Annotated in this window: 24 protein-coding genes, 1 tRNA gene and 2 pseudogenes; 19 read left to right on the forward strand and 8 right to left on the reverse strand. The window is 60.8% G+C overall.

The window, feature by feature from the left end:
- Window positions 1-24 precede the first annotated feature (24 nt).
- From HMPREF2967_RS02165 to HMPREF2967_RS02175, 3 genes are all read left to right on the forward strand, one after another.
- Window positions 25-1,581 (forward strand): catalase, encoded by a 1,557-nt coding sequence (locus HMPREF2967_RS02165; RefSeq protein WP_070533789.1) that lies wholly within the window; start codon window positions 25-27, stop codon window positions 1,579-1,581.
- A 117-nt stretch (window positions 1,582-1,698) separates the two neighbouring features.
- The gene (locus HMPREF2967_RS02170) at window positions 1,699-3,150 is read left to right on the forward strand and encodes a hypothetical protein (RefSeq protein WP_070533787.1); all 1,452 of its coding nucleotides are present in this window, start codon (window positions 1,699-1,701) and stop codon (window positions 3,148-3,150) included.
- Window positions 3,151-3,412: 262 nt separating this feature from the next.
- On the forward strand, window positions 3,413-4,915 hold the full coding sequence (locus HMPREF2967_RS02175) for a hypothetical protein (protein ID WP_070684795.1): 1,503 nt from the start codon (window positions 3,413-3,415) through the stop codon (window positions 4,913-4,915).
- Between the two features lie 365 nt (window positions 4,916-5,280).
- On the opposite strand, the gene HMPREF2967_RS02180 is transcribed toward HMPREF2967_RS02175, so the two are convergent.
- The 3 genes from HMPREF2967_RS02180 to HMPREF2967_RS02190 all read right to left on the reverse strand — a co-directional run bounded on the left by HMPREF2967_RS02180 (window position 5,281) and on the right by HMPREF2967_RS02190 (window position 6,688).
- The gene (locus tag HMPREF2967_RS02180; RefSeq protein WP_005323143.1) at window positions 5,281-5,502 is read right to left on the reverse strand and encodes a hypothetical protein; all 222 of its coding nucleotides are present in this window, start codon (window positions 5,500-5,502) and stop codon (window positions 5,281-5,283) included.
- Window positions 5,499-5,810: an ArsR/SmtB family transcription factor gene (locus tag HMPREF2967_RS02185; RefSeq protein WP_005323142.1), complete on the reverse strand. Its 312-nt coding sequence runs from the start codon at window positions 5,808-5,810 to the stop codon at window positions 5,499-5,501. Before HMPREF2967_RS02185 ends, HMPREF2967_RS02180 begins: the two co-directional genes overlap by 4 nt.
- A 209-nt stretch (window positions 5,811-6,019) precedes the next feature.
- The gene (locus HMPREF2967_RS02190) at window positions 6,020-6,688 is read right to left on the reverse strand and encodes a hypothetical protein (protein WP_070684797.1); all 669 of its coding nucleotides are present in this window, start codon (window positions 6,686-6,688) and stop codon (window positions 6,020-6,022) included.
- Window positions 6,689-7,292: 604 nt separating this feature from the next.
- On the opposite strand from HMPREF2967_RS02190, the gene HMPREF2967_RS02195 reads away from it, so the two are divergent.
- A complete protein-coding gene (locus HMPREF2967_RS02195) occupies window positions 7,293-8,288 on the forward strand; it encodes a tyrosine-type recombinase/integrase (RefSeq protein WP_070684799.1) in 996 nt (331 codons plus the stop codon).
- A gap of 269 nt (window positions 8,289-8,557) precedes the next feature.
- Here HMPREF2967_RS02195 and HMPREF2967_RS12700 read toward each other — a convergent pair whose 3' ends face one another.
- Entirely contained in the window at window positions 8,558-8,869 is a 312-nt protein-coding gene (locus HMPREF2967_RS12700; RefSeq protein WP_083303750.1) for a helix-turn-helix domain-containing protein, read from the reverse strand.
- A 165-nt stretch (window positions 8,870-9,034) separates the two neighbouring features.
- On the opposite strand from HMPREF2967_RS12700, the gene HMPREF2967_RS12705 reads away from it, so the two are divergent.
- A complete protein-coding gene (locus HMPREF2967_RS12705) occupies window positions 9,035-9,919 on the forward strand; it encodes a hypothetical protein (RefSeq protein WP_083312568.1) in 885 nt (294 codons plus the stop codon).
- Entirely contained in the window at window positions 9,920-11,686 is a 1,767-nt protein-coding gene (locus tag HMPREF2967_RS02205) for a hypothetical protein (RefSeq protein ID WP_070684803.1), read from the forward strand.
- Between the two features lie 219 nt (window positions 11,687-11,905).
- Here HMPREF2967_RS02205 and HMPREF2967_RS02210 read toward each other — a convergent pair.
- Window positions 11,906-11,982: transfer RNA gene (locus HMPREF2967_RS02210), tRNA-Pro, on the reverse strand.
- 81 nt (window positions 11,983-12,063) lie between these two features.
- Window positions 12,064-12,969 carry a metallophosphoesterase gene (locus HMPREF2967_RS02215; protein ID WP_070684804.1) on the reverse strand — a complete coding sequence of 302 codons (906 nt, stop codon included), beginning with the start codon at window positions 12,967-12,969 and terminating at the stop codon, window positions 12,064-12,066.
- Between the two features lie 41 nt (window positions 12,970-13,010).
- Here HMPREF2967_RS02215 and HMPREF2967_RS02220 point away from each other — a divergent pair, with 41 nt between their 5' ends.
- A complete protein-coding gene (locus HMPREF2967_RS02220; protein WP_070564310.1) occupies window positions 13,011-13,475 on the forward strand; it encodes a GatB/YqeY domain-containing protein in 465 nt (154 codons plus the stop codon).
- A gap of 4 nt (window positions 13,476-13,479) precedes the next feature.
- On the opposite strand, the gene HMPREF2967_RS02225 is transcribed toward HMPREF2967_RS02220, so the two are convergent.
- Complete coding sequence (locus HMPREF2967_RS02225; RefSeq protein WP_232770587.1) at window positions 13,480-15,912, reverse strand: transglycosylase domain-containing protein; 2,433 nt, start codon at window positions 15,910-15,912, stop codon at window positions 13,480-13,482.
- Window positions 15,913-16,090: 178 nt separating this feature from the next.
- Between HMPREF2967_RS02225 and HMPREF2967_RS02230 the strand changes: the two genes are divergently transcribed.
- From HMPREF2967_RS02230 to HMPREF2967_RS02240, 4 genes are read left to right on the forward strand one after another with little or no spacing between them, the layout of a single operon-like run.
- Window positions 16,091-16,426 carry a WhiB family transcriptional regulator gene (locus HMPREF2967_RS02230; protein ID WP_180952135.1) on the forward strand — a complete coding sequence of 112 codons (336 nt, stop codon included), beginning with the start codon at window positions 16,091-16,093 and terminating at the stop codon, window positions 16,424-16,426.
- Between the two features lie 13 nt (window positions 16,427-16,439).
- Complete coding sequence (locus tag HMPREF2967_RS12980) at window positions 16,440-16,601, forward strand: Sp36 family protein (RefSeq protein WP_154737218.1); 162 nt, start codon at window positions 16,440-16,442, stop codon at window positions 16,599-16,601.
- Window positions 16,601-17,059 carry a RidA family protein gene (locus HMPREF2967_RS02235; protein ID WP_070684808.1) on the forward strand — a complete coding sequence of 153 codons (459 nt, stop codon included), beginning with the start codon at window positions 16,601-16,603 and terminating at the stop codon, window positions 17,057-17,059. The genes HMPREF2967_RS12980 and HMPREF2967_RS02235 overlap by 1 nt, the downstream gene beginning before the upstream one ends.
- A gap of 18 nt (window positions 17,060-17,077) precedes the next feature.
- Window positions 17,078-17,890 (forward strand): MBL fold metallo-hydrolase, encoded by an 813-nt coding sequence (locus HMPREF2967_RS02240; protein WP_070684810.1) that lies wholly within the window; start codon window positions 17,078-17,080, stop codon window positions 17,888-17,890.
- An 87-nt stretch (window positions 17,891-17,977) separates the two neighbouring features.
- Here the strand turns inward: HMPREF2967_RS02240 and glxR are convergent, their stop codons facing one another.
- Window positions 17,978-18,661 (reverse strand): CRP-like cAMP-activated global transcriptional regulator GlxR, encoded by a 684-nt coding sequence (gene glxR, locus HMPREF2967_RS02245; RefSeq protein ID WP_010189962.1) that lies wholly within the window; start codon window positions 18,659-18,661, stop codon window positions 17,978-17,980.
- A 300-nt stretch (window positions 18,662-18,961) separates the two neighbouring features.
- On the opposite strand from glxR, the gene nth reads away from it, so the two are divergent.
- From nth to HMPREF2967_RS12725, 8 genes and pseudogenes are all read left to right on the forward strand, one after another.
- Window positions 18,962-19,621 (forward strand): endonuclease III, encoded by a 660-nt coding sequence (gene nth, locus HMPREF2967_RS02250; RefSeq protein WP_230307831.1) that lies wholly within the window; start codon window positions 18,962-18,964, stop codon window positions 19,619-19,621.
- 9 nt (window positions 19,622-19,630) lie between these two features.
- Window positions 19,631-20,200: a redoxin family protein gene (locus tag HMPREF2967_RS02255; RefSeq protein ID WP_070684811.1), complete on the forward strand. Its 570-nt coding sequence runs from the start codon at window positions 19,631-19,633 to the stop codon at window positions 20,198-20,200.
- Complete coding sequence (locus HMPREF2967_RS02260) at window positions 20,197-20,874, forward strand: NUDIX hydrolase (protein ID WP_070684813.1); 678 nt, start codon at window positions 20,197-20,199, stop codon at window positions 20,872-20,874. The genes HMPREF2967_RS02255 and HMPREF2967_RS02260 overlap by 4 nt, the downstream gene beginning before the upstream one ends.
- Before the next feature lie 37 nt (window positions 20,875-20,911).
- Window positions 20,912-22,099 carry a MarP family serine protease gene (locus HMPREF2967_RS02265; protein ID WP_070684815.1) on the forward strand — a complete coding sequence of 396 codons (1,188 nt, stop codon included), beginning with the start codon at window positions 20,912-20,914 and terminating at the stop codon, window positions 22,097-22,099.
- 294 nt (window positions 22,100-22,393) lie between these two features.
- Window positions 22,394-22,726, forward strand: a pseudogene (locus tag HMPREF2967_RS13380) (integrase core domain-containing protein); the annotation flags it as partial.
- A gap of 234 nt (window positions 22,727-22,960) precedes the next feature.
- Window positions 22,961-23,503 (forward strand): hypothetical protein, encoded by a 543-nt coding sequence (locus tag HMPREF2967_RS13065; RefSeq protein ID WP_070684816.1) that lies wholly within the window; start codon window positions 22,961-22,963, stop codon window positions 23,501-23,503.
- A complete protein-coding gene (locus tag HMPREF2967_RS13530) occupies window positions 23,412-23,714 on the forward strand; it encodes an RHS repeat-associated core domain-containing protein (RefSeq protein ID WP_158014665.1) in 303 nt (100 codons plus the stop codon). The genes HMPREF2967_RS13065 and HMPREF2967_RS13530 overlap by 92 nt, the downstream gene beginning before the upstream one ends.
- A gap of 67 nt (window positions 23,715-23,781) precedes the next feature.
- Window positions 23,782-24,309 (forward strand): annotated as a pseudogene (locus tag HMPREF2967_RS12725) (transposase); the annotation flags it as partial.
- Window positions 24,310-24,334 lie beyond the last annotated feature (25 nt).

The raw sequence follows: 24,334 nt of genomic DNA on the forward strand, positions 1-24,334 counted from the left end.
ACAACTGTAGGAGGCATTAACCCCATGACTAACGCTTCAAACGAGTTCGTTGCAGACAAGGTTCTGGATAAGGGCCAGCGCGCCCCGGGCGGCGAGAACACCACCCGCCCTTCCGGTCAGCCGATTGCAACGGAAAACACCAGCATCACTGCTGGCGAAAACGGCCCGGTCGTGCTCAATGACATCCACCTTATTGAGAAGCTCGCACACTTCAACCGCGAGCGCGTACCGGAGCGCACCCCGCACGCTAAGGGCCACGGTGCCTTCGGCGAGCTGCACGTTACCGAGGACGTATCCGCTTACACCAAGGCCAAGCTCTTCCAGAAGGGCACCGTGACCCCGATGATGGGCCGCTTCTCCACCGTCGCCGGCGAGCAGGGCTCCCCGGATACCTGGCGTGATGTCCACGGCTTCGCGCTGCGTTTCTACACCGAGGACGGCAACTACGACATCGTGGGCAACAACACCCCGGTGTTCTTCCTGCGTGACGGTATCAAGTTCCCGGACTTTATTCACTCCCAGAAGCGTCTGGGCGCTAATGGTTTGCGCGATGCTGACATGCAGTGGGATTTCTGGACCCGTAACCCGGAGACCACCCACCAGGTCACCTACCTCATGGGTGACCGCGGTACCCCGAAGACCACCCGCCACCAGAACGGCTACGGCTCCCACACCTTCCAGTGGGTCAACGAGTCCGGTGACGCCTTCTGGGTGAAGTACCACTTCAAGACCCGCCAGGGCGTGGAGAACTTCACCGACGCCGAGGCGACTGAGATGGCCGGCAAGAACGCGGACTACCACCGCGAAGACCTCTACAACGCCATCGAGGAAGGCAACTTCCCGGTCTGGGACGTCAAGGTTCAGATCATGCCGGTGGCAGAGGCCGAGGAATACCGCTTCAACCCGTTCGACCTCACCAAGACCTGGTCCAAGAAGGACTACCCGCTGGTGGATGTCGGATACTTCGTGCTCAACCGCAACCCGCGTAACTTCTTCGCGCAGATTGAGCAGGTTGCCCTGGATCCGTCCAACATCGTCCCGGGCATTGGCCTGTCCCCGGATAAGATGCTGCAGGCACGCGTCTTCGCGTACGCCGACCAGCAGCGCTACCGCATCGGACCGAACTACAAGCAGCTGCCGGTGAACCAGCCGCTTAACCAGGTCAACACCTACGAGCACGAGGGCTCGATGCAGTACCTGTTCAATGCCCCGGAGGATCCGGTCTACTCGCCGAACCGCCACGCCAAGGGCGGCGGCTACATGGACGGCGATGAGAACCTGCGCTTCAAGGAGCAGGAGACCACCACCGCTCCGGACCTCTACGTGAACCCGGATCCGGCCGGCATCGACTTGGTTCGTGCGCCCTACGTCCGCCACGCCGAGGATAATGACACCGTTCAGGCCACTGACCTGTACGAGAACGTCTACGACGACGGTGCCAAGGAGCGCCTCGCAGACAACATCACCAACGCTATGGCTGGCGTGTCCCCGGAGACCGAGGAGCGCGTCTACGCCTACTGGGATGCTGTCTCCCCGCAGCTGGGCAAGCGCGTGCGCGAGCTCTTCGCGGAGAAGAAGTAATCCTTTAGCGCGAGTGCGCTAACACAGGCCCCGCTAGTGACCGAAGAACACGGTACTGGCGGGGCTTTTCCGCGCGCCTGACCGCTTTTTCCCAGCGTGAACGATAGTTTCTTTTACATGACCTCACGCCTAGCCAGTCCTGCTGACGCCAACCGGAAGGTTGGCACCCGCGCTCTTATTCTCACCCTCGTGCTCATCGTGCCGCTCATTGTCGGTGCGGTCGTCGCCGCCGTGTCCGAGTGGCAGCCGGCCGAAACCTGGTCGCAGGAACAGGCCGGGGCTCCCAGCGATGGCACCATCGATCCGGCTGAGCTTTACGACGTCTCCCGTGCCCTCTCGGAAGCCAATGCCCAAGCCGGCTTTTTGGCCAACGGCACGAAGCAACTCGCTGACGGCACAGGGGAGCTCCAGGATGGCGCTGATGAGCTCGGCGGTGGAGTAGACCAGCTGGCCGGCGGCTCGCAGGAGCTTTATGACGGGCTCGTGCAGCTGCAGTCCGGCACCGCCCAGCTGGGCAACGGTGCCACCGAGCTGGCCGACGGCGTCGGCGGGGCCGTTGACCAAGTCGTGGGCCTCGGCGTGGTTCGCGGACAGCTCCTGCAGGCAATCGACGGCACCTTAAAGGACCTAGAAGGAAACAACTCGGCGGAGGCGAAGAACATCCGCTCGCAGCTTGGTGATCTGCGAGGCCAGGTGGAGAACTTCCAATTCGACCAATCCGTTCAGGATCAATTGACGCAACTCAAAGATGGTTCGCGCGACCTTTCCAATCAGCTGGCCGTCACTGGTTATGCCTATCACGATGGTGTCTACCAAGCCACCGAGGGGGCGAAGCAGCTTAACGCCGGTATTGGTGAGCTCAACGCGAAGGTCGATGAGGCCTTGAAGGGCGTGGACAAGCTTGTTGCCGGTGCGGAGAAGGTCGATGGCATGGCCAAGCAGAACCGGACCAAGGTGCAGGGTGCGCAGCGTGCGATGCCGACCGTCGCCGGGCCCGCCGAGGGCGAAAGTGAACCCGCTCAGCTGCTCAGCCCCATCGTCGCTATGTTGCTAGCAGCCATCGCTGCTCTTGGCGGCGGTGTTATCGGCGCGCTGTTGACGCGCGTGGAGCGCCGCATCCTCACGCTCCTCGGCGGGGCGGTGCTGATTGGTGTCGTCGTGGGCTTGCTCGTGGCCCTCCTGGCTACTGGCGTGACCGCAGCCGCGGTGGCCTGGGCGGGGCTCGCGGCGGCGGGGGCCGGGGTGGCGTCGGCAAGCATTGTGTTCGCGCTTGCGCGCGGCCTTGGCGCGGGCGGCTGGGTCCTGGGCAGCGTGCTCGCCGTGGTGCAGGTTGGCATCGTGGGCTGGGCGTGGAAGGCGGCGTCGACCGGCACCGATCTCAACGCCGCGATGAGCGCGCTCGTGCATCTCTTCCCCATGCAGTGGGCCACCTCCGCCATCACCGTGGCAGGTAATGGCGGGCAGTCCCCACAGTTGTGGACTGCTCTGGCCATTTTGGGGGTAATCACCATTGCGGCCTTCGTGCTCGTGGGGGCACCTGCAGGGCGGGCCGAAAAGGAAAAAGCCTAGCTCACGGCCCTGCGTCCGACACATCGCAGAAGTGCCACGATATGTTACTCGGTTTTCCAGATTTTGCTACCGCTGTGAATGGAAAGAGTGCTAGAGTGAAAGTCGCTCACAAAGCCTACTTAGGGGGTAGGCAAACGGTTTCTCCAATCCGTTGTGAGTGATAGGGAATAGGGGCGACGCGGCTGCTGTAGGGGCACCGCGTCGTTTCCAATTGTGGGGGTAAAGTTGCAGGCACCGACTGCTCAGGAATTGGAGAATCACCGTGACCGACTCCCGCGATATCAAACCTTTTGCTGCCAGCCGCGGACCCAAAATAACCTCCGTTGGCGCCATCATCGGTGCGGCGATGGTGGGTGGTCTGTTGCTCGGGGGAATCGGCGCGGGTGCGAGCTTGGCGGCCTTCGATGAGCCCGAGCGTTCCGACTATGTCATCCAGCCCGCACAGCGTGAGGTGCAGGCTGACATCATGGACCCGGACGATGTGCTCACTCCGGAGGAGGAAGAGCGCATGCTTAGCGATGTCTCCCGGATCGCCGCCCCAGACGTGGTCCAGGGGCTGCATTACATGGTCTTTGCCAAGAACAAAGAAAACGTTAACGACTCCGTGGAGGAGTACCTGCGCGATAATCACCCAGAGCTCATCGGAAAGGATAAGTTCGCCGATGGTCAGGTCTTCGTCGGCGTGGGACTCGACCCGCGCCAGGCCTTCGTCTTTGCGGGTGAGGACGTGTCCGGGCCGATGAAGCTGCGCAAAGGTGACAGCCATTTGGAGCAGTCCATTGAAGCCATTAAGCCGGGCGTGCGGGATGGCAACATTCCTGCTGGGCTTTTTGCTGGCGCGGCAGCAGCGATCGATGTGGACCGTGCTGCGGATGCTCAGTATGAGAGCGCGAAAGATGGGCGCATTGGGGCGGCCATTGGTCTCGGGGCGGCGGGCCTGGGCGTCGGTGGCGCGGGCGCGGGCATTGTCGGCGGTACTCGTCGCAGCCGGCAGAAGAAGGTGCAGCAGGCGCGCGAGGACTGGGACTACGTATCGCAGACCTATGCCGGTGTGGCGCAGCGTCTGGGGGAGATCGATATCCGGGCGCACTCGCTGCAATCGGGTCTGGTGGATGAGCGTTTGCGTGAGGACTGGGAGGGCCTGCGTGATGATTTCCTTGCCATCGATGCCCAGGTGGGATCCCTTATGTCGATTCCAGCCGATGCGCCGGATGAACAGTTCCGCTCGTATGCCGAGCCCATCGCCCACGCGCGCGAGCTGTGTGAGCGCGTGGAAACCGCCGAAGTCAACATTGAAAAGCTGCGCCGCATCGAAGACGCTGATGCCGATGCCCGCCGCTTCGAGCTCTACGAGTTGGGTAAAGACCTAGCTCAGGCAGGCTACTTGGCGGCGGATATCGACTCGGCGCTTGAGCGTCACGCCAAGGAGCTGGAAAACGCTGCGGTTGCACTCTCCAACGAGCCCAATCACCCGCAGTTCATGGAACGCTACTTGGAGCTCTTGGACCGCACCGCGCTACTCTCTGAGCACCTGCAGGCGCAGCTGCAGAAGCGCAACGAGGCCGACGAGCGCCCAGAGCGCACGCGCATCTATGCCTCCAACTTCTTCGCCGGTTCCGGCTACCACGGCTACGTGCCCTTCTACGTTGTGAGCACCTGGGACAGCGATGCCACCACCGCCCGCGATAGCTCCTCCAGCAGCGGCGGAGTCAACAGCGGGTTTAGCTCGGGCTTTTCCGGCTCGGGTGGTTCCTCCAGCTTCTAGGGCAGGCGGAAAACGAAAAAGAGAACCCGCAGTTTCCTGCGGGTTGAGTCTTTTGCGAAACTACCCATCCACCTGCAACGGCACTAACCACAGTGGTGGTTTCCGTCGGTTTCCGTTCCCGGTTCCGTCGGCTAGTGGGGCTGAAGAGGTAGCGGGTGGTGTCACATCAGGAGGTTCGTCCCCAGCCCTAGCCTGTATCCGCGAGGGAGGCAGGCCAGCACCCCGACCGGAGACACACCCCGCCGCCAAAGTCACAAGCAAGTTTATGTTGCTGGAGGTCTACGCGACGCGCTTAGCGCATACGCTGTGACAGCCCATAGCGCGGAGCCAAAACCACCGCGCCCCTTGTTTAAGGAAGAGCCTGATTACTCGGGGATCTCGCTGAGTTGGGCCTCAATCCGATCCAACCGCTCGGTGATGTTGCGTAGGTGCTCCACGATGAGTTGGTTGGAACCATCGATCGCCGTCGCCGTTTCGCGTCGTGCGCTGGTGACGGTGCGTACCACCCAGACGGTAAGAGCAACGAAGATCGCGAGTGGTAGTGCGGCGGCGAGGATGACAAGAAATACGGTAGCGGTAAGTGTCACGAAGATTCCCTTTTCTGTTCTTGATTAATCAGGTGCCTAATGTGGTCTGGAGTTACTTCAAGCTGAAACGGAGCGACCCAGTAGTGCTTCCTCACTCGGCTCTCTCCGAGCTGTTCCAGGCCACTCTCGATGAGTCCAGCAGCTTCCAAGCGGTTGAGGTGCTGGTAGAGCAGTGGCCGAGACATCCCGAGTCGGCGGGCCAGCTCACTGACATGGGTCGAATCCGTCTCTAGGGAGGCGATAATTCGCAACCGAGGCTCACTTCCGAGAGCACTGAGCATCTGAGCGAGCCGTGCTGCGTCCATCATCCCTCCGTATTGTAATCGAACGATGTCAGGTGTAAGTATATGCTTACAGTCGGCGGTGTGCAAGTTCTGCCGGGTCTGGCGGAGACGCTGCCCGACTTAAGACGTGGCCGGTGTCCCATCACGTCCCCTCTTCACCCTCCCCAAGAAGAAACCCAGCCGCAGCACACACCACAGCTGGGTTCCTTCATGGCTTACAGCGTAGCCAGCAGCTACAGCCGCTCGATGTCTACATCGCCATCGAGAATCCTCGGCTCTACCTCCATGTGGATCCCGCGGTAGGGAAGTAGTGCGCGGATAATGTCGTGGGTGATGTCGATGCCTGGAGATGGTTCGTCCCGCAAAAGGTGGTACAGGCTAGGGCAGTAGTCCACGCCGGGAAACTCGTCCTTTGCTTCGGGAACGCACCCGTCCGGGTTAAAAGTCGTGCAGCGAATGATCAGGTCGTCGTGGACACTATTGGGCAGATTGATGGTGAGTCCTGGTGTGGTGGCAGACATGTCTGCAACCGTGGCCTCGTTTACAGACCGGGTAAGCGGGATTAGGCCACGGGCGGACTCACCGCCTTGGATGCGGGTGAGTCCCGCACGGTTTCCGTAAGTGTCGGCCAGGGTGACAAACGTGACGCGCACGGGGGCTGTGGCTACCGCGAGCGCCGAGAAGCCGGTGAGCACTCGGTCGTCCTGGTCGGTGAACTGACCAGCCTCTCCGGTAAACGTCAGAGTGTGGTTGTAGAGCGCGGCGGTGGCCATTGACACCATGGTGCCTTCCACCTGCTTTCGCTCTCGCAGCGTGGCGGTGATGAGTTCGAGTTCATCCACGGTGGTTTCGGCGGTGAAGTACTGGCGGTACAGCGGTGCTGTGAGGTCAAGTGTGGACATGGTTCGTCCCCTTTCTTGTGTGGTGTGGACAGGTGCTGGGCGCAGCGTGCAGGCGATTAAATTGCGTATCCGCAAACTGTCCGCGCGGTGGATCGGGCTACATCGCGCAGGTACTGGAGTCGGTCGTGTATCGGTCGTAATTGCGTATCCGCAAACTGTCCCAACGGTGGTCACGCTAGACGACTCGGGTCGTGCGTCAAGCTCCACGCAGGTCGCGGGCTGGGCGGCTAACCACAACCGGGGGCAGTGAATCTACATGTTGGGGTGGCCTGTCCTTCAGGCCACAAGACGGGACTGTGGTGGGCGTGGTGGGTAGGGTTAAGGCCGCGAATGTCGCCGCCTCGGGGGTACTAAATATGGCATGTCCCTTTGTCGATTGCCCCAACATGGTGTAGTGGTTCGTCTCGGCACCGATTGTGGAACCGCAAACATGCAGGTCATATAAGGAGTTTGTGTGACGTTGGCGAGATAAACCCACCGCCTTGCCAGATTGCAGATCGGCAAACAAGACTATGCGTAGCGGGATGCACTACTTGACTCTCAAGACGTAGCATCAGCTACACCCGCTGCACTCCACTCTCAAAGGTCAGGGAGGAAAGACCGAATGCCCAGCAACTACACCGCCGCCGACTACGAGGCGATCATCGCCAACTACACACCACACGCGGTTCGCTCAGAACCGTGGAGCCACGTTGCCGACTTCACCCGCGAGTGCGTGCGCGCACTTGACCTCACCCCGGACAACACCAGCCGCGACGCACTGCGCAACACGCTCAACTGCGTGTCCAAGCTCGCCGCCTGGGTCTGGGTGAGCTACGGCGTGGTCACCGTCGAGACCGTATTCCATCCCGACATCATCGGAAACTACTTCCTTGCCGGTGACGGCAAGAACCTCAGCCCATCTACCGCAGGAACCCAGCGCTCGCTACTGTGCCGGGCGGCAGAAGTGCTCAACGACGACTGGAATCCCGACTACCAGCACCCGATCACCTACGAACCAGCACTCCAGCCCTACGACAGCTACGCCACCGACCGGCTGTGGGACTGGGCTGAGTCGCAACCTACCGCCGCCCGCCGCCGCAACTTCACCACGGTGCTAGCGCTCACCCTGGGCGCGGGGCTACGCGCGGGAGAAATTTGTACGCTGCGCGGCAAAGACGTACGCGTTGACGGCGACGGAGTGCTGCTATTTCCGCACGGATACCGCGGTGCTGGCCCGCGCGAGGTACCACTGCTGAAAACTCATACCGAGGTACTTCAGCCGGTCATTATGGCGACCAGCCCGGAGGACTACCTGTTTAGGCCAGGCCGCGACAACGAGAATGTCAGCCAGCTCTCGGCCTATCTTCGCCGGGTAACACCGAGCACGTCGCCAGAGATGGTGCCGGATACCCGCAGGCTGCGCAACACCTGGATCATCGACCGCATTGCAGCCGGAGTTCCCGCTGATGTGCTGTGTGCTGCGGCAGGACTAAAGTCCTTGCATCAATTCGAGGATTATGTGGTTGAAGCCGGAGCTAACCGCCGCCACGCCTACCGGCTTCTTCTCGCCGGTGGCTCTACCCACGGCACCACGGGTGGCGGGCTGTACGTGCTGTAGCGCAGCTCGCGGAGACTCCCTGGGCTATCCCTAGCGATTGCGGATGTGCAAAAATCGTTTGCGGATACGCAAAACTGGTCTCATGGCGCGCAGTGCACACCAGGGACGAACCACCCTGTGACCTGCGGGTTTCTTAACGGACTGCGATAAGAAGGCACCGCCACCTATTTCATGGCGCGAGTGTGCTCACCTCGTGAGCCATGAACGACACGTCTGTAACTCACGCCCATCTCACCAGTGTCGGAAACATGCAGTTTCCAACCCTCGGGTCACTGACTGCCGTATCGGTAGCTGCTATGGCGCGGCCACAGGGATTGGCCTGTGGTGATCTCAATATTGGCGATGACACGTCCCGTCGGGATCATCTCGCCGCGGATGATCCGGGTGATGGTGGAGGTGGGGATACCGCAGGCCTCGGCCAAGTCCTTGGCGCTGGGGTAGCTCCCGTCCAGGGTGAGCTGCTGGACGTTGCGGGAAAAGTCCTGCAATTTCCGCATGACCGGATCTTGCACCCCGATGTTGGCGTGGGGCCAGCTGTCGTAGCGCCGAACCGGAGCCTCGGCGGGAAGGTCGGAAGCCACGAGACCACTTCCTTTGAACAAGAAGAAAAAGACGAACCACCTAAGTCTAAATACAGTGAGGTCTACGCTGTGATCGACACACTGACAACACGCGGATTACTGCCACCTACAACTCCCACCGTTCAGCGCAACCGCAAGCGCGTACTCGCAGCGTACTTTTGCTACATGCGCGACCGCTGGTACGACGACATTGACGTGGACGGCTGCATCTACCTGCTGCGTGATGGCGGAAAGATCCGCACCTACCTGCAAGCTAGAACAGCAGATTTATCCAAGCCCAGCCTTAATGCCACCCGCCGCATCCTCAACCGCTGCGCGAGCCATGTCATTGGGCTTAAAGGTGCACTGGAGTGGGCAGAAGAATTGCCGGAGGTCTTTTATCCAGCAGCTAAGGCTCAGCGTCTCGCCTACAACGCCAGCGAACTTATCCGAATCGACGACTGGGTTCACTCCCGCCCCCGCCGCGAATCGCGGCGCGTGGCCTGCATTATCGTGTCACTGGCCCTGGGCGCTGGCATGTCCACCGAGGAAATCTATCACTGCCGATACGGTGACTTCACCGACTTTGGCACAGTGCTGGCGGTTCATGCCCGCGGTGGTCGTGGGATAAAGCCGCGTGTAGTTCCGCTGACTGCCCCGTTCGACGACCTCATGCGCCCGGTGCTGCATGACGTGGGCGCGGATCGCAGGGACGAACCACTGGTGAAACCCAACTCGGCGCGCCGCCGCAACGATGCCACCGGCCCGCACCTGATTGCTGATTTCATTCACAAGACCAGCCAGAACCCATCGAGTACCGGCCTTGCCCCGACACTGCCCAGGCTGCGCTATACCTGGATTGCCGACCACGCCGCCGAGCGCGTGGACTTTGACCAGCTGGTCTATGCCACCGGAAACATCCAGCCCTTCCGCGACACGTTTCACCACATGATTGTCGAGTCTGGCGCGCTCACCGAGACCGAATACCGCGAGTGGATCGGTGGTAGTAGGGACGAACCGGACTACCCGCCGCTGCGACTCGTCGAACCGAATACAGGGGGCGAAGGGTAGGTGGCGAACTTCAACACCACGCCCACCCCGCTGCTTCGCCTGGACGGAGCTAGCGTGTCCTGGGCGCTGAGCATTATCGACCGCACCGACATCTGTCATCACCTGGCAATGTGGCGGCGCGTAGACGGCTACGACCCTTCCAAAGGAGGCAGACCGACAACCGTCACCGACCGCACCATCCTCGCGCTCTACCTGATTCTGGCCCGCTCTGGTCAACCCATGCACTTGACCACCATGACCACGCTGCTGGCCTCGCCTGACACGACAGACAAGGCCTTAGAACTCCTTAACCTGCCCAGCCGCGATAGGGTACGACGGGTAGGTGACTCTTACGCAACCCAGCACACCATCTGGTACCACCGTCTGTGGCGCGCGCTGCACAGCTTCCTGCACGTCGTAGACCCTTTCGACAACATCACTCACCACGCCCGGCTTACCCGCAGCGAGTTCAATCGGCTGATGGACGAACAATCCACTGAGCGGCGCGAAGAAAAGTGGCAGCGCGCCACCTACGTCTTCAATGAACTGGTTATGTCCAGTACCCAGGACATGCCCGAAGAGTACCGAGCCAACTGGCAGGGAGACCTCACTCTGGATGGCACGCTGATTCCAGGCGTGCGCCGAGGGAACAACCGATGGACGAACCGGCCGGACGATCTCATGTCCTCCGAGCCGGAGGCAGGCTGGTACTCCCGTGACGAGCGACAGGAAACCCACGGCGAAAACAAGCGCAGGAGGAACGCCAAGCACATCTGGGGCTGGGAGGCCACACTGGTTGCCGGAGTAATCCGCGACCAAGGCCCATATCGTCAGCCACACCTGATTATGGGCATGGCTTTCGACCGGCCAAGCCACAACCCGGCGATCCGTGGGCTGGAAGCAATGCGCCACCTCACCGACGACCCTGAGACACCTAAGGGCACAGTGGTGGGCGACCGCGCGTACTTTGCCGTGGCCAAGACCAAGCACTTCCATGAGCCGTTGCGAAAACTCGGCTACACGCTGGTGGGAGACTACAAGACGAACCAGCTGGGAAAGCGCGGATCGTATGAAACCATGGGGCTGGTCGAAGGACACTGGTATTGTCCGGCCATGCCGAAACCGCTGGTGGAAGCCACAGAGGATTTCTACGCCGGTCGTATTGATGAAGCCACCTACAACCAGCGGATCAACGAACGCCGCATGTTTGCCATGCGAAGAAAAGGCAAGGATCTCTCCGGTGACAGCCAGATGTTTATGTGTCCGGGTCGAGGTAAAGGAAAGACACTGGCATGTCCCTTGGTGGAAAAGAGTCAGCGCCAGGACGCGAGAGCCAAAGGACTACCCTCTATCTCCGGGCCACATCTAACTACTGCGCGTATGGGAAGAGGCAAGTGCTGCACTAACAAGGCCTCGGTAACCATTCCAAATAGTCAAGGTATGCGCTACCGGCAAACTGGCCCTGCTTTCAAGACACCGGAATGGAAGAAGATTTATGGCACCTGGCGCAATGTGATTGAAACTCGCAACGACTATGTAAAGAACAACCGCGGTGGTGCAGCAATTGGTGATCACACCAGGAGGCCTGTACGTGGATTTGCCGCGGCCTTCTTCTATACGGCCCTTGGTGTGGTTGCGGCCAATGTATCTATGATCCGGCGTTTCCTCGGCCGGGTGGAGCGAGACGAAAAGACCCCACCCCCTGAATGCCGTGAGCCACATCCGCCGCGCGATCCGGCGCGCGAGAAGGCAAGCCCGAACGCGCCTCCTGCGCGCGAGGCAGCTTAAGACCAACTAGATACTTTTATCCATCTAGCTCGGAAAACCGATAAGGGGTTCCGGGCTAGAAGTCGTTTTAGAGGGGACGAACCATGCTGTGTTTGTTATTGGTCAACATCCGGATCAGGGCGAAAACGACCAAACCCACCGCTTCTATGCGGTGGGTTTGTCTATGCGGAGCAGTTTCGCAAATGATTTAAGCTAGATTCGCAAAACCGTCGGGTTTAATGGTCGGGATAACAGGATTTGAACCTGCGACCTCTTCGTCCCGAACGAAGCGCGCTACCAAGCTGCGCCATATCCCGGTGTCTCGCTCTAAGCGGTACCGGAATACTGTAACTCACCCCGGTCTGAAAGGACAAAACGGCAGCGTGTAGGGGGTATCCCTAGGCGGCCTTCTCAGTGATACGCAGCAGCGTGGCCGACGGGCGGCAGAACACCCGGAAGGGAACGAACTTCGAGGTGCCCAATCCGTTGGAGACATGCATGTACATCTCTCCGAACCGGTGTAGGCCCTGGGCGCGGACGCGGTCGATGCCGCAGTTGGTCACAATGGAGCGCGAACCCGCCACCTTGAAAGGCAGGCAGAGCTGGCCGCCGTGCGTGTGCCCGGACAGGGACAGCTGGTAGCCGTCGGCTGCGAATTTCTCCAAGACGCGGGGTTCCGGGGAATGCAGCAGCGCCAAGGACAGGTCGGCATCCTCGTTCGGGGCGCCGGCGATTTCCGAGTAGTCATCCAAATCATGGTGTGGGTCGTCCACACCGGCGGCAGCCAGGCGAACATCGCCCACCTTAAATTCCACGCGATCCTGGTTGGCATCGTGCCAGCCGTGCTCAAGGAAGGCCGCGCGCATGCCCTTCCACGGCAGGTTCACATAAGAGGGTTCGTTCTTCTTCCCAATCAGGTAGTTGAAGGGATTCGGGATGCGCGGCGCCCAGTAATCATTGGTGCCAAAGCAGAACATTCCCGGGCGGCTCAGCAGCGGGCCAAGCGCGCGGAGGACCTCGGGGACGCCGCGCTCGTCGGAAAGATTGTCACCGGTGTTGATCACCAGGTGCGGGTCGAGGGTGTCGAGGCCTGAGACCCACTCGATTTTGGCGCGTTGGCCCGGAATCATGTGGAGGTCGGACACGTGCAGGATACGGAACTCGGACTCCTCGCGCAGCGTGCCGGGCTCCAGCAGCGGCAGGGTGTACTCCTTGAGCTCGAACTTGGTGAGCTCTGAGTGCGCCCATGCGGCGGTGCCCAGGCCGGCGGCGGCGAGTCCGCCAAGGACAGGGAAAATCTTCACCCTCACCACACTACCTGGCCGGCTGGCGTAGATTGAAGGGCATGAGTGAGTTGAAAGAAACTATCCGCGCTGACCTTAAGACCTCGATGAAGGCCAAGGACAAGGCCCGTACGAGCGCCATCCGTTCTCTACTGTCTGCCATCCAGGCGGAGGAAACTTCCGGTTCTCGCCACGAGATCACCGATGAGGACATCCTCAAGGTCATCGCCCGTGAGATTAAAAAGCGCCGCGAGTCCGCAGAGGTTTACGCGGAGAATGGCCGCCCGGAGTTGGCGGAGGCGGAGCTTGTCGACGTCCCCTTCTTCGAGGCCTACCAGCCGGAGCAGCTTGACGACGACTCCCTGAACGCCCTTGTTAAAGAATCCATCGCCGAGGTTGAGAAGGACTCCGGTGAGCCGGCGACCATCAAGCAGATGGGTAACGTCATGAAGGTGGCCACCGCCAAGGCTGCCGGACGCGCGGACGGCAAGCGCCTGTCCACGGCCGTGAAGGCCGCCCTGAACTAATGCGCTAGAGCCCGAAGAAGCTCCGCACATCATTCGTGAAGCGGTCAACGTCTTCTTGAGTGAATAGTGGGTCGGACTGGCCGCCTCCCGGCTCGCCGCCGCTCGGTGCGGACGGGGAGCCCGAGTTGGAGTCCCAGGCTACTGGGCTCGTGCTCGCAGAATCGGAGGAGTCGCTCGCGGAGCCGTCGGAAAGCTGGAGCGTGACCTCCGCGCCCTTCTTCGCGCCGGATGGACCGGTGATGACGCGAACTACCTTGCCGTAGCCCACGCCGGGCGCGGGGACCTCGGTGGTCCTGACCTTGTATCCGGCTTTCTCCAGCGCGGAACGGGCTTGGCTTTCGGACTTGCCCTTCACGCCGTCGATAAGCGGCGAAACCTTGCCGGAGTCGTAGGCCCGGTCATAATCGGGCACCGTGCCTTTCTGTGCTTCGGGGACGCGCGCGGCCATGGTGTAGAAGGTTGCCGCCGGCTCCTTGCCGCCGAAGAGGTTGCCGCTGGGGCACTGGCGTACCGGGCCGGTGCACAGCGGGCTCGTGGTGGTCCCGTCGTTGTAGATGTACGGTGCGGCAGCGACTGCCGAGTTGAATCCAAGGAAAGCCGAGGACTGGTTGGACTCGGTGGTACCGGTCTTGGCGGCGGCCTGGCCGCTGAAGCCGGCAGCGCGTGCCGAGTCGGAGGCGGTTCCCTTTTCGGTATCGGCGGTCATGTTGTTTTCCAGCGCCTTTGCCACTTCCTTGTCCACTGCGCGTTCGCACGGCGTGTGTTTGAGGTAGACCTCGTTGCCGTGGGAGTCCGTGACTTCCTCGATGGGGTTGGGCTCGCACCACATGCCTTGCGACGCCACCGTCGCGCCCACGTTAGACAGCTCCAGTGCATTCACTGCTGTCGGGCCGAGCGTGAAGGAGCCGAGGTTGGAGTCTTTAATGTGGTCGGCGATGGAGGACTCGCCGTCGTAGCTGCCGGGTTCTTCATAAGAACGCAGGCCGAGCTTGACGGCGATGTCGACCAGGCGCTCGACGCCAAGTTGCTCGGTGAGTTGGATGAAGGGGGTGTTGGGGGAGTAGGCCAGCGTGTCCTGCATGGTCATCGTGGAGGCGTAGCTGCCGGAGTTTTCCACGCAGTACTTGTTGGGCGGGCAGTTAGCTGCGCCGCCGTATCCCAGGCCTTCCGCTTCGTAGCGATTGGGCACGGCCAGCTTGTCCTTGATGCCGTAGCCCGCCTCCAGGGCGGCCGCGGCGGTAAAGAGTTTGAACACGGAGCCTGCGCCGTTGCCCACCAAAGAATTGGGCTGGGGCAGAAGGGTTTCATTGTTGTTCAGGTCGAGCCCATAGGTGCGCGACGACACCATGGCTAGGACCTTGCGGGAATCGGTGCCCGGCTTGATAACGTTCATGACCTCCGCCACGCCCGCCGCATCCGGGGCGGTGTTGCTTCGCACTGCGTTGAGCGCTTGGTCTTGGACGTCGGGGTCAAGCGTGGTCTTAACGGTCAGACCGCCACGCGCAAGGTGCTCGCGGTCGATGCCTTTTTCGTTGAGGTATACCAGCACATAGTCGCAGAAGAAGCCGCGATCGCCCGCGCCGATGCAGCCGTTAGCCAGGGTTGCAGGGCTGTCCAACACGCCGAGTGGCTGCTGGGAAAAGGCGTCGGCGTCCTCCTGGGAAAGGGAGCCGTTATCAACCATGGCTTGGAGTACCACGTTGCGGCGCTCAGTTACGCCTTCTTCGTTGGTATAGGGGTTGAGGTATTCCGAGGATTGCACCATGCCGGCGAGCATCGCAGCCTGCGGCACGGTGAGGTGCGCGGCATCGGTTCCGAAGTAGGTGCGGCTAGCGGCCTCAACGCCGAAGGAGTGGTTTCCAAAGGGGACGAGGTTGAGATAGTTGGTGAGGATCTCATCCTTGGAGAGCCGGGCATCGATGTCCGTAGCCATGCGCATTTCGCGCAGCTTACGGGCCACGGATTGTTCGGTCGCGGCTTGACGTTCTTCGTCGGTAGTCGCGTTGACCAAAAGGAGGTAGTTCTTTACGTACTGTTGGTCAAGCGTGGATGCGCCCTGGGAGACACCGCCCGCAACCAGGTTGGTCCACAACGCACGGACATTGCCCTGCAAGTCGACGCCCTCGTGCTCATAGAAACGGCGGTCCTCGATAGCCACCACTGCCTTCTTCATGGCGTCCGAGATCTCATCCGGTTTCACTGGATGGCGGCGCTGCTCATAGATATACGCAAGGGGGTTGCCCTTGGCATCCAAGATGGTGCTCACGCCGGGGGTATCACCGTTGGTGAGATCCTGGACGTCTGATTGCATCGTCTCATTGGTCCTGGCCACGGCGACACCGCTGACGCCAGCGACGGGGGCGATGGCCAGCGCGATGAGGATGCCGACCAGTGCTGTGGACAGGACGAGCTTTCCCAGGGATTTGATCACAGTCACCCTCCACACACTAGTGGTTTAGGAGGATATCCGGGAGACCCCCCTAAAGTGTGACCTGTTAGACAGGTATACCGGTCTGTGAATAGACTTACCAAGGGTACATAATATTCCGTCGGGTAGAGGGTTATTCATGATCTTTGAGCTCGACGAGGGTGAGCTTGGAAGGAGTTACCTAGCCATGGCAGTCAGTGTCAAAGGTGCAGGACGGTCCGCAATGGTAAAGAATGCCTCGTTAACCACAGAGCGTGGTGAGTGGGTTACCCAAGCTAAGTGCCGCAACGGTGATCCCGATGCACTCTTTGTACGAGGAGCTGAGCAGCGTAAAGCTGCAGTAATCTGCCGCCATTGCCCGGTGCTCAATGAGTGCCGCGCGGATGCGCTTGATAATCGCGTGGAGTTCGGCGTGTGGGGCGGCCTCACGGAGCGTCAGCGCCGCGCCCTTCTGCGCAAGAACCCGCACATCACGAGCTGGGCCCATTACCTCGCTGAGGGTGGCGAACTCATCGGTATTTAGTAGCATTGAGCCCATGACTAAATGGGAATATGCCACTGCGCCGGTTCTTACGCACGCGACGAAACAAATCCTCGATTCCTGGGGTGAGGACGGCTGGGAGCTCGTCACCATCACCCCGGGTATGAACCCGGAGAATGTTGTCGCCTATTTCAAGCGTCCTGTGGAGGAGTCCTAATGGGTGCGCTTGCCCGCCTCGAAGAGCTCGGCGTCGAGCTGCCTTCTGTCGCTGTCCCCCTCGCGTCCTATATCCCAGCTACCCGCGTGGGAAACCAGGTGTGGACCTCTGGCCAGCTGCCCGTCGTGGGCGGTGAATTGTCGGCTTCCGGCAAGGTCGGCGCAGAGGTGAGCCTAGAAAAGGCGCAAGAATTGGCACGTGTGGCCGTGCTGAACGCTTTGGCTGCAATCGATGGTCTCGTAGGTCTTGATCACGTAACCCGCGTGGTGAAGGTGGTTGGATTCGTGGCTTCGGACCCCTCCTTTACTGAGCAAGCTGCGGTCATCAATGGTGCTTCCGACTTCTTGGGTGAGGTCTTCGGAGATGCCGGAATCCACGCGCGTTCTGCGGTGGGGGTAGCGGTCCTACCGAAAGATTCCCCCGTTGAGATCGAAGTCATCGTAGAAATCGCTGAGTAATCGGATAGGGTTAGAACCATGGAGCATCCTGCATATAGCCAACTGCGTCCCGTGAGCCAGTCCGTCGGTGTCGTGCTGTGCGATAATCCCAGTTACACCGCTTTGGAGGGCACCAATACCTGGATCATCCGCGCTGGAGAAGATTCCCGCGCCATTGTGGTTGATCCGGGCCCGGAGGATGAAGGTCATCTCAACGTCGTGACCGCGAAGGCGGGCGAGGTTGCGTTGATCCTTCTTACCCACCGCCACGATGATCACGCATCAGGCGCCCAGCGCCTGCGTCAGCTCACCGGCGCTCCCATTCGCTCTTTCGATCCGAATTACTGCAATGGGGGCGACGCGCTTGTCGACGGAGAAGTGATCACCGTCGACGGCATCACCTCGCAGCTTGAGGTCGTTCACACCCCGGGTCACACCGCAGATTCCACCTGCTTCTTTGTGTGGTCCGCGGAAGCGAAGAACTCCACCCTGGAGGGCATCCTGACCGGTGACACCATCGCAGGCCGCCACACCGTGCTGCTGTCTGAGACGGATGGCGACTTGGCTGATTACCTGAAGACCCTGGATCTTCTGGAAGAACGCGGCAAGGACGTGGCGCTCTTCCCGGGCCACGGCCCGGACTTGGAGGACACCTCCGCGGTTGCCCGCAAGTACATTGACCGCCGCCACCACCGCCTGGACCAGATCAAGGAGGTCCGTGGGCGCTTGGGTGAGGACGTCGACGTCAAGACTCTCGTTGATGAGATGTATGACGATGTCGATCCGGTCCTGCGTCACGCAGCTGAGCAGTCGACGCGCACCGCGCTGAAGTACCTCGCGGCTCAGAACTAAAGCACTACATAGGAAAATCCCCCGAGAAATTCTCGGGGGATTTTGCGTTAGGACAAGTCGAAGGCCGGAGAGCTCGGCCTTTAAGACCTAGCGTGCGCGGCGGGCCAAGTGCTCGGTATCGACGATGAGCACCGACTTGCCCTCCAAGCGGATCCAGCCGCGGTGAGCGAAGGTGGCCAGAGCCTTGTTCACGGTCTCACGGGAAGCGCCAACGAGCTGGGCGATCTCTTCCTGGGTGAGGTCGTGGTTCACGCGCAGCGCGCCGCCCTCCTGCACACCGAAGCGGTTAGCCAGCTGCAGCAGGGTCTTGGCCACGCGGCCTGGCACGTCGGTGAAGATGAGGTCCGCCAGGTTGGCGTTCGTGCGGCGCAGACGGCGGGCAAGCACGCGCAGAAGCTGCTGAGCAATTGCCGGATGATCGGCCACCCACTGCTTGAGCATCTCAGAGTTCATCGTGGCTGCGGTGACCTCAGTGACGCAGACAGCGGAAGAGGTGCGCGGGCCCGGATCGAAGATGGAGAGCTCGCCGAACATATCGGACGGGCCCATCACGGTCAGGAGGTTCTCGCGGCCATCCGGGGCGTGGCGGGCGAGCTTAATCTTGCCCGAGGTGATGATGTAGAGGCGGTCTCCCGGCTCACCTTCCTCGAAAATGGTGGTGCCGCGCGGGAAACGGACGGTTTCCATCTGCTCAATAAGGTTCTGTACTGCTACCGGATCGACGCCCTGGAAAATGCCAGCGCGGGAGAGAATGTCCTGTACGCCTTCCACTGTTACTCCTTAAAGCCTGCGCAGCCCGGAAAACACTGGGACACAAGCTGGTTTGGTTTGATTTGACGCACCTAGTCTCCAGTGCGCCACGAGGCACTGCACAATATCATACAGTGTAATTAGTCACTATTTCCACCAACGTGAAAAATAATCACACGCCTTGAATGGCCTATTTAGTTTTCGAAGGCCGTCGCCTCAAGTTTCTCCATGAGGATGGCAAACAGCGCGAGGCACAGCGGCACAAAGATGACGAGCGAAATCATGCTTCTCATTCTAGCCGCCGTCACTAAGATCTCTTTTATGTCCCCTGACCTTCCCGTGCACCACGATGACGCTGACGAGGCCGCTCGCATCGTTCATATTCGTACCGCCTTGGCGGATGAATATCCCGACGCCGATTGCGAGCTAGATTTCACCACGCCGCTCGAGCTACTTATTGCTACGGTGCTCTCGGCGCAGTGCACGGATGCCCGCGTCAACCAGGTCACTCCGGAGCTTTTTGCTCGGTATCCTTCCGCACCGGATTACGCGGCCGCGGACCGTGCTGACCTCGAGCGCATCCTCCGCCCGCTCGGATTCCAGCGCACGAAGGCCGGCCACCTGTTAGGCATCGGAGAAAAGCTCGTCGCGGACTTCGATGGGCAGGTGCCCCGCGGCATCGACGAGCTCACCTCCCTGCCCGGCGTCGGGCGCAAGACCGCGCTGGTGGTGCGCGGCAATGCCTTCGGCCTGCCGGGGATCACGGTGGATACCCACGTCACGCGCCTGAGCCAGCGTCTTGGGTTGACCGAGGCGAAGACCCCGAGGGCGATTGAGAGGGACGTCGCCAAGCGCGTGCCCGAAGAGGAGCAAACGGTGTTTTCGCACCGCCTCATCCTCCATGGACGGCGCGTGTGCACCGCGCGAAAGCCACAGTGCGCGGCCTGCGTCCTTGCGCCATGGTGCCCGTCGCGGGGTTAAGGTGGAGCAATGAGCCAATATTCTCGGTGGCCTGGATACGTGAAGGCGAGCATCGTTGCCATTGTTGCGCTGGCAGCACTCGCGTTCGTCGGCGTGGTGAATCTCCTTGAGGATGATGAGCCGGAAGTTCCTGTCCCCGAGGCGCAGGAGCAAGAGGTAGCCAAGCGTCCCAAGTGCCCCGAAGGACCGATTGCTGGTGTGGACCTTCCCTGCCTAGGTGCGGCCGGTACCGCGGCCGCCAAAGACGTCCAGATCGTCACGGTGTGGGCATGGTGGTGCGAGCCGTGCCGCACGGAGCTGCCCTTCTTCGAAGACATAGCGCGCTCGCACTCCACGTGGAATGTCGTCGGCGTGCATGCGGACGCCAACGCCGCTAACGGTGCGGCGCTTTTGAGCGATCTGCAGGTCGATATTCCCAGCTACCAGGACGAGGATGGGACCTTCGCAGGCGGGCTCGGGCTGCCGGGCGTCATCCCCATCACCCTCGTGGTGCGCGATGGCAAGGTGGAAGAGAAATTCATTAAACCCTTTACCTCCGCCGAAGAACTGGAGGAGGCCGTCGAGGAGGTTCTTAAGTGAGCCGACTGTTTCCCGCGCACGCTCCTGAGTGGCTGCGCCCCGCGCTCGGGGTTGATGCCGACAAGGTACAAGAGCGCCTCATCCGTCACCTCCCGGCCGCTCGGCGCCGCCGCGAATCAGCAGTGTTGGTGCTGCTGAAGGGCACGAGTTTTGAGGACGGCGAGGTGCTGCTCACGCACCGCTCGCCCTCGATGCGCTCGCACTCCGGCCAGATTGCATTTCCTGGTGGGCGCAAGGATGAAGAGGACACTTCGCTTGTCGACGCCGCCCTGCGCGAAGCCGAAGAAGAAACCGGCCTCGACCGCTCCACCGTTACCCCTCTTGAACAGTGGGGCAAGCTAGATATCCCGGCGACCGGCAACACCGTGAGCCCCGTCCTGGCGTACTGGCATAAACCGGGCACCGTGTGGCCGGCGAGTCCGGAAGAAACCGACGACGTCTTTACCGTCCCGCTGCGGGAGCTGGCGGATCCTGCCAACCGCCTGATGGTGGGCTTTAGCCGGTGGAAGGGGCCGGCGTTTCGGACACGCGGATACCTGGTGTGGGGATTTACTGCGGGAGTGCTATCCGGGCTCATGGACCACGCGGGGTGGAGCGTGAAATGGGATAAGAAAACGGTTCATGATCTGCGTGACTCACTCGATCGCTCTGTGAATAATGAGAAGATAGGCTAGTTCTGCTCCTTTTAGCCCTTAAGAAAGTATTCCCTCTGTGTCCTTAGTCGTTGACGTTCTGATCGTGATTGCCGTGCTCCTCGCCGTGCGCGTGGGCTGGCGGCAGGGGGCTTTGGCAGCGGTCCTCGCAGCGGTGGGAATCATCGCGGGACTGGTGCTGGGAACCGTGCTGGCCCCGCTGGCGATGGGCCTGACTGACCAGGCAGCCGTGCGCTTCCTGCTGGCCGTCGGCGTGCTCATTTTGCTGGTGGGGCTGGGGCAGCTGGTGGGGACGTCGCTTGGCATGGCGCTGCGGGACCGCATGCGTACGCGGTCGGGGCAGCGCGTGGATTCGTCGATTGGCGCGGTGTTCCAAGCTGCGGTGGCCATCGTGGTGATTTGGTTGGTGTCTTTGCCCCTGGCCTCCAATTTGGGAGGTCAGCCGGGGCAGGCGCTGCGTGAATCGCGCGTGCTGAGCTCGCTCAATGCCGTGGCGCCTTCGCGCCTGGCGGCGTTGCCGAATGGCTTGGCTGCGCTCCTCAACGAATCCGGGCTGCCGCCGTTGGTCTCGCCCTGGGAGCGTTCCGGCGCCGATGTTGAGGTGGATGCGCCCGCGGTACATATTGGGGATCCTGAGCTCGCGGAACGCGTGCGGCCATCCGTTATCCACGTGCTGGGCGATGCCGAGGCGTGCTCGCGCCGCCTGATGGGCTCGGGCTTCGTTACGGAACCAGACTACGTCATCACGAACGCTCATGTTGTGGCGGGAACGGATAAGGTGCGTCTTGATACCGTGCTCGGGCTCAAGGAAGCGGACGTGGTCTACTACAACTCGGACGTGGACATTGCCGTGCTGCATAGCCCGGGCTTAGGCCTGGAGCCGCTGCCGTGGGCGGAGCAAGCGGCTGTGACGGGGGACGATGCCATCGTCTTAGGCTTCCCACAGTCGGGGCCGTTCACGGCGGAGCCGGCGCGCGTGCGCGACCGCCTTACCATCGCTGGTCCGGATATCTACTCCACGGGCCGGGTGGAGCGCGATGCCTACACGGTGCGCGGCAGCATCCGGCAAGGCAATTCCGGCGGCCCGATGATCAACCCGGAGGGCCAGGTGCTCGGCGTGGTGTTTGGTGCCTCTGTGGAGGATTCCGACACGGGCTATGCGCTCACCGCGGACGAGGTGCGCGGCCACGTGGGTGACGTCACGCAGCTTGTCGACGCCATCCCAACCGGCTCCTGCGTCGGCTAGTTCTCGCGTGCGCTTTTCTTCCCCTTGGTCGGCATTAACCCCACCTGTGAGATACTTTCTCCTCTCACCTTTCTAAGCAGGGATTTTCTTCCTCCGGTTGCGGGGTGGCTGGTGCTGTTTTAGTCTCTGTGCTCATGGGGGATATCGAAACCTACCTCCGCCTACGCAACTCGGGGATTGCGCTGGTGGAACATATACCTGGCACACCCGATAAGCTCCGCGCGCTCGGCGCCGATGCCACCGAGCTTTCACACCTTAACCAGGTGTACTTCGGCCCCACCCGCTTTAGCGGCAAACCATTCGGATCATGGGTCGCAGTACGTAAGCATCATCTACAACGAACGTTTGGCCGAACATGGTATTACCGCTTCTATCGGCACCGTCGGTGACTCGTATGACAATGCCTTGGCCGAGAACGTCAACGGTTCGTACAAGAATGAGCTCATTCATAGCCGGAAATAGTCCGACGTGGTTGAGGTGGAGATCGCAACGTTTGAGTGGGTGAATTGGTGGAATGAGTCCAGACTCCACCAGTCCTTGGGGTACCGCACGCCGACGGAGGTTGAATCAGAATTTTGGAACCGACACCCGGCCCGAGAAACAATGGAAGTTAAGGCAAATGCCTAGGAAAACCCGGGGCACTTCACTCGACACCCTCATCGACTTCTACACCACCGCAGCCACCAAAAACCACGCAACCGCCATCCTCTACAACTAACGCTTCCAACACGCACAACGCGTGGTAGAAACAGACGCAGATTTTCCGCGGCATCGGCAAGCGTGTGAGTGCGGATTTTCTATGGTCTCAGCCTGGCAGGCGTACTCACTGCACTCCACGCTGATACGCCAAGCACAACCAGCGTGACCACCACGACCGGCTCGACTGCTGCAGCTTCACCAGTCACCGGGGCTACCAGTCGCCCAGGGCTCAACGGTCACACTAACCACAACGCAACGAGTGCTGCAGCGGACTCGGCTGTTGACTTTGTCGGCACCAAGCCGGTGCGTGTAGGACGAACCGCCTACACCTATGACGATGCTGGGCGTGTGGTGCGCACCGTCACCAAGCGCCTATCCCGCAAACCCTTGGTGCACGAATTCTTCTACGCCACCAATGAACAACCCATCGGTTTTATCTCCTCCGACAACAAACACCTCGGGTGGCGCTACATCTACGACCCCTATGGACGCCGCGTCGCCAAGGAAGCCATCAACACCACCACCAACAACACCAGCGAAGCCATTGCGCATGGTGGTGGCCACCCAGAAAACAATCTCAGCGACATTGATACGGTCGACCAGGCACTGGTCGATGCCGAGTTCTCTTGTCACCGATCTGACCGGCAGCCCACAAGAACTCATCCACCCCACCACCGGGAACATCGTAGGTACAGCCCGCCATAGTCTCTACGGCACTCGCACCTGGACCGGCGACGAGACCTCGCCACTGTTGTTTGCCGGCCAATACCTGGACGACGAGTCCGGGTGGGCATACAACCGCTTCCGCTACTACCACCCGGATGCTGGCATCTACAACGCCCAAGACCCCCCTAGGTGTTGTCCCACGCACAGCCAGCGCACAAGGCTACGTCGACCACGCAGCGAACTGGCATGACTACCTGGGACTTCAATGCCACCAGGTCACGGTCAAGGAACTTCAGTCAATGCCAGAATTCCAAAAGCTCGATGCCATGCTTGCTGCCATCCACGAACAGACCGTGTCCATTGCCGGCGCAGAATACGCCGAACTTGGCGTAGCAATGTCCGCCACAGATGCATTGGCCAAACTCGAGCATCGTAAAGAAATCGAAGCGCAGGTACTCAAGCTGATTCAGGACATTCCGCAGACCGAGATTCTTTTATCCATGCCTGGTATCGGCCCGCGTAGCGCAGCGCAGATCCTCATGACTGTTGGCGATATGTCCGACTTCCCCGATGCAGCGCACCTAGCATCCTATGCAGGGCTATCACCGCGGACGAATCAGTCGGGAACGTCTATCATGTCGAATTCGCCTAACCGGGCTGGCAACAAAAGATTAAAGAACGCCCTATGGCAATCGTCTTTTGCATCGATCAGATTCCACGAGCGTTCCCGACAATTCTATGAACGAAAACGCAAAGAAGGCAAAAGACACAACGCCGCAGTTGTCGCACTCGCACGCCGACGCCTAAACGTTCTCTTCGCCATGATGCGTAGCGGCGGGACCTGACCCCTGTTTGGTAGACACCTGATAT

It is taken from the genome of Corynebacterium sp. HMSC059E07, assembly GCF_001814395.1.
Taxonomy (GTDB): Bacteria; Actinomycetota; Actinomycetes; order Mycobacteriales; family Mycobacteriaceae; genus Corynebacterium; species Corynebacterium hesseae.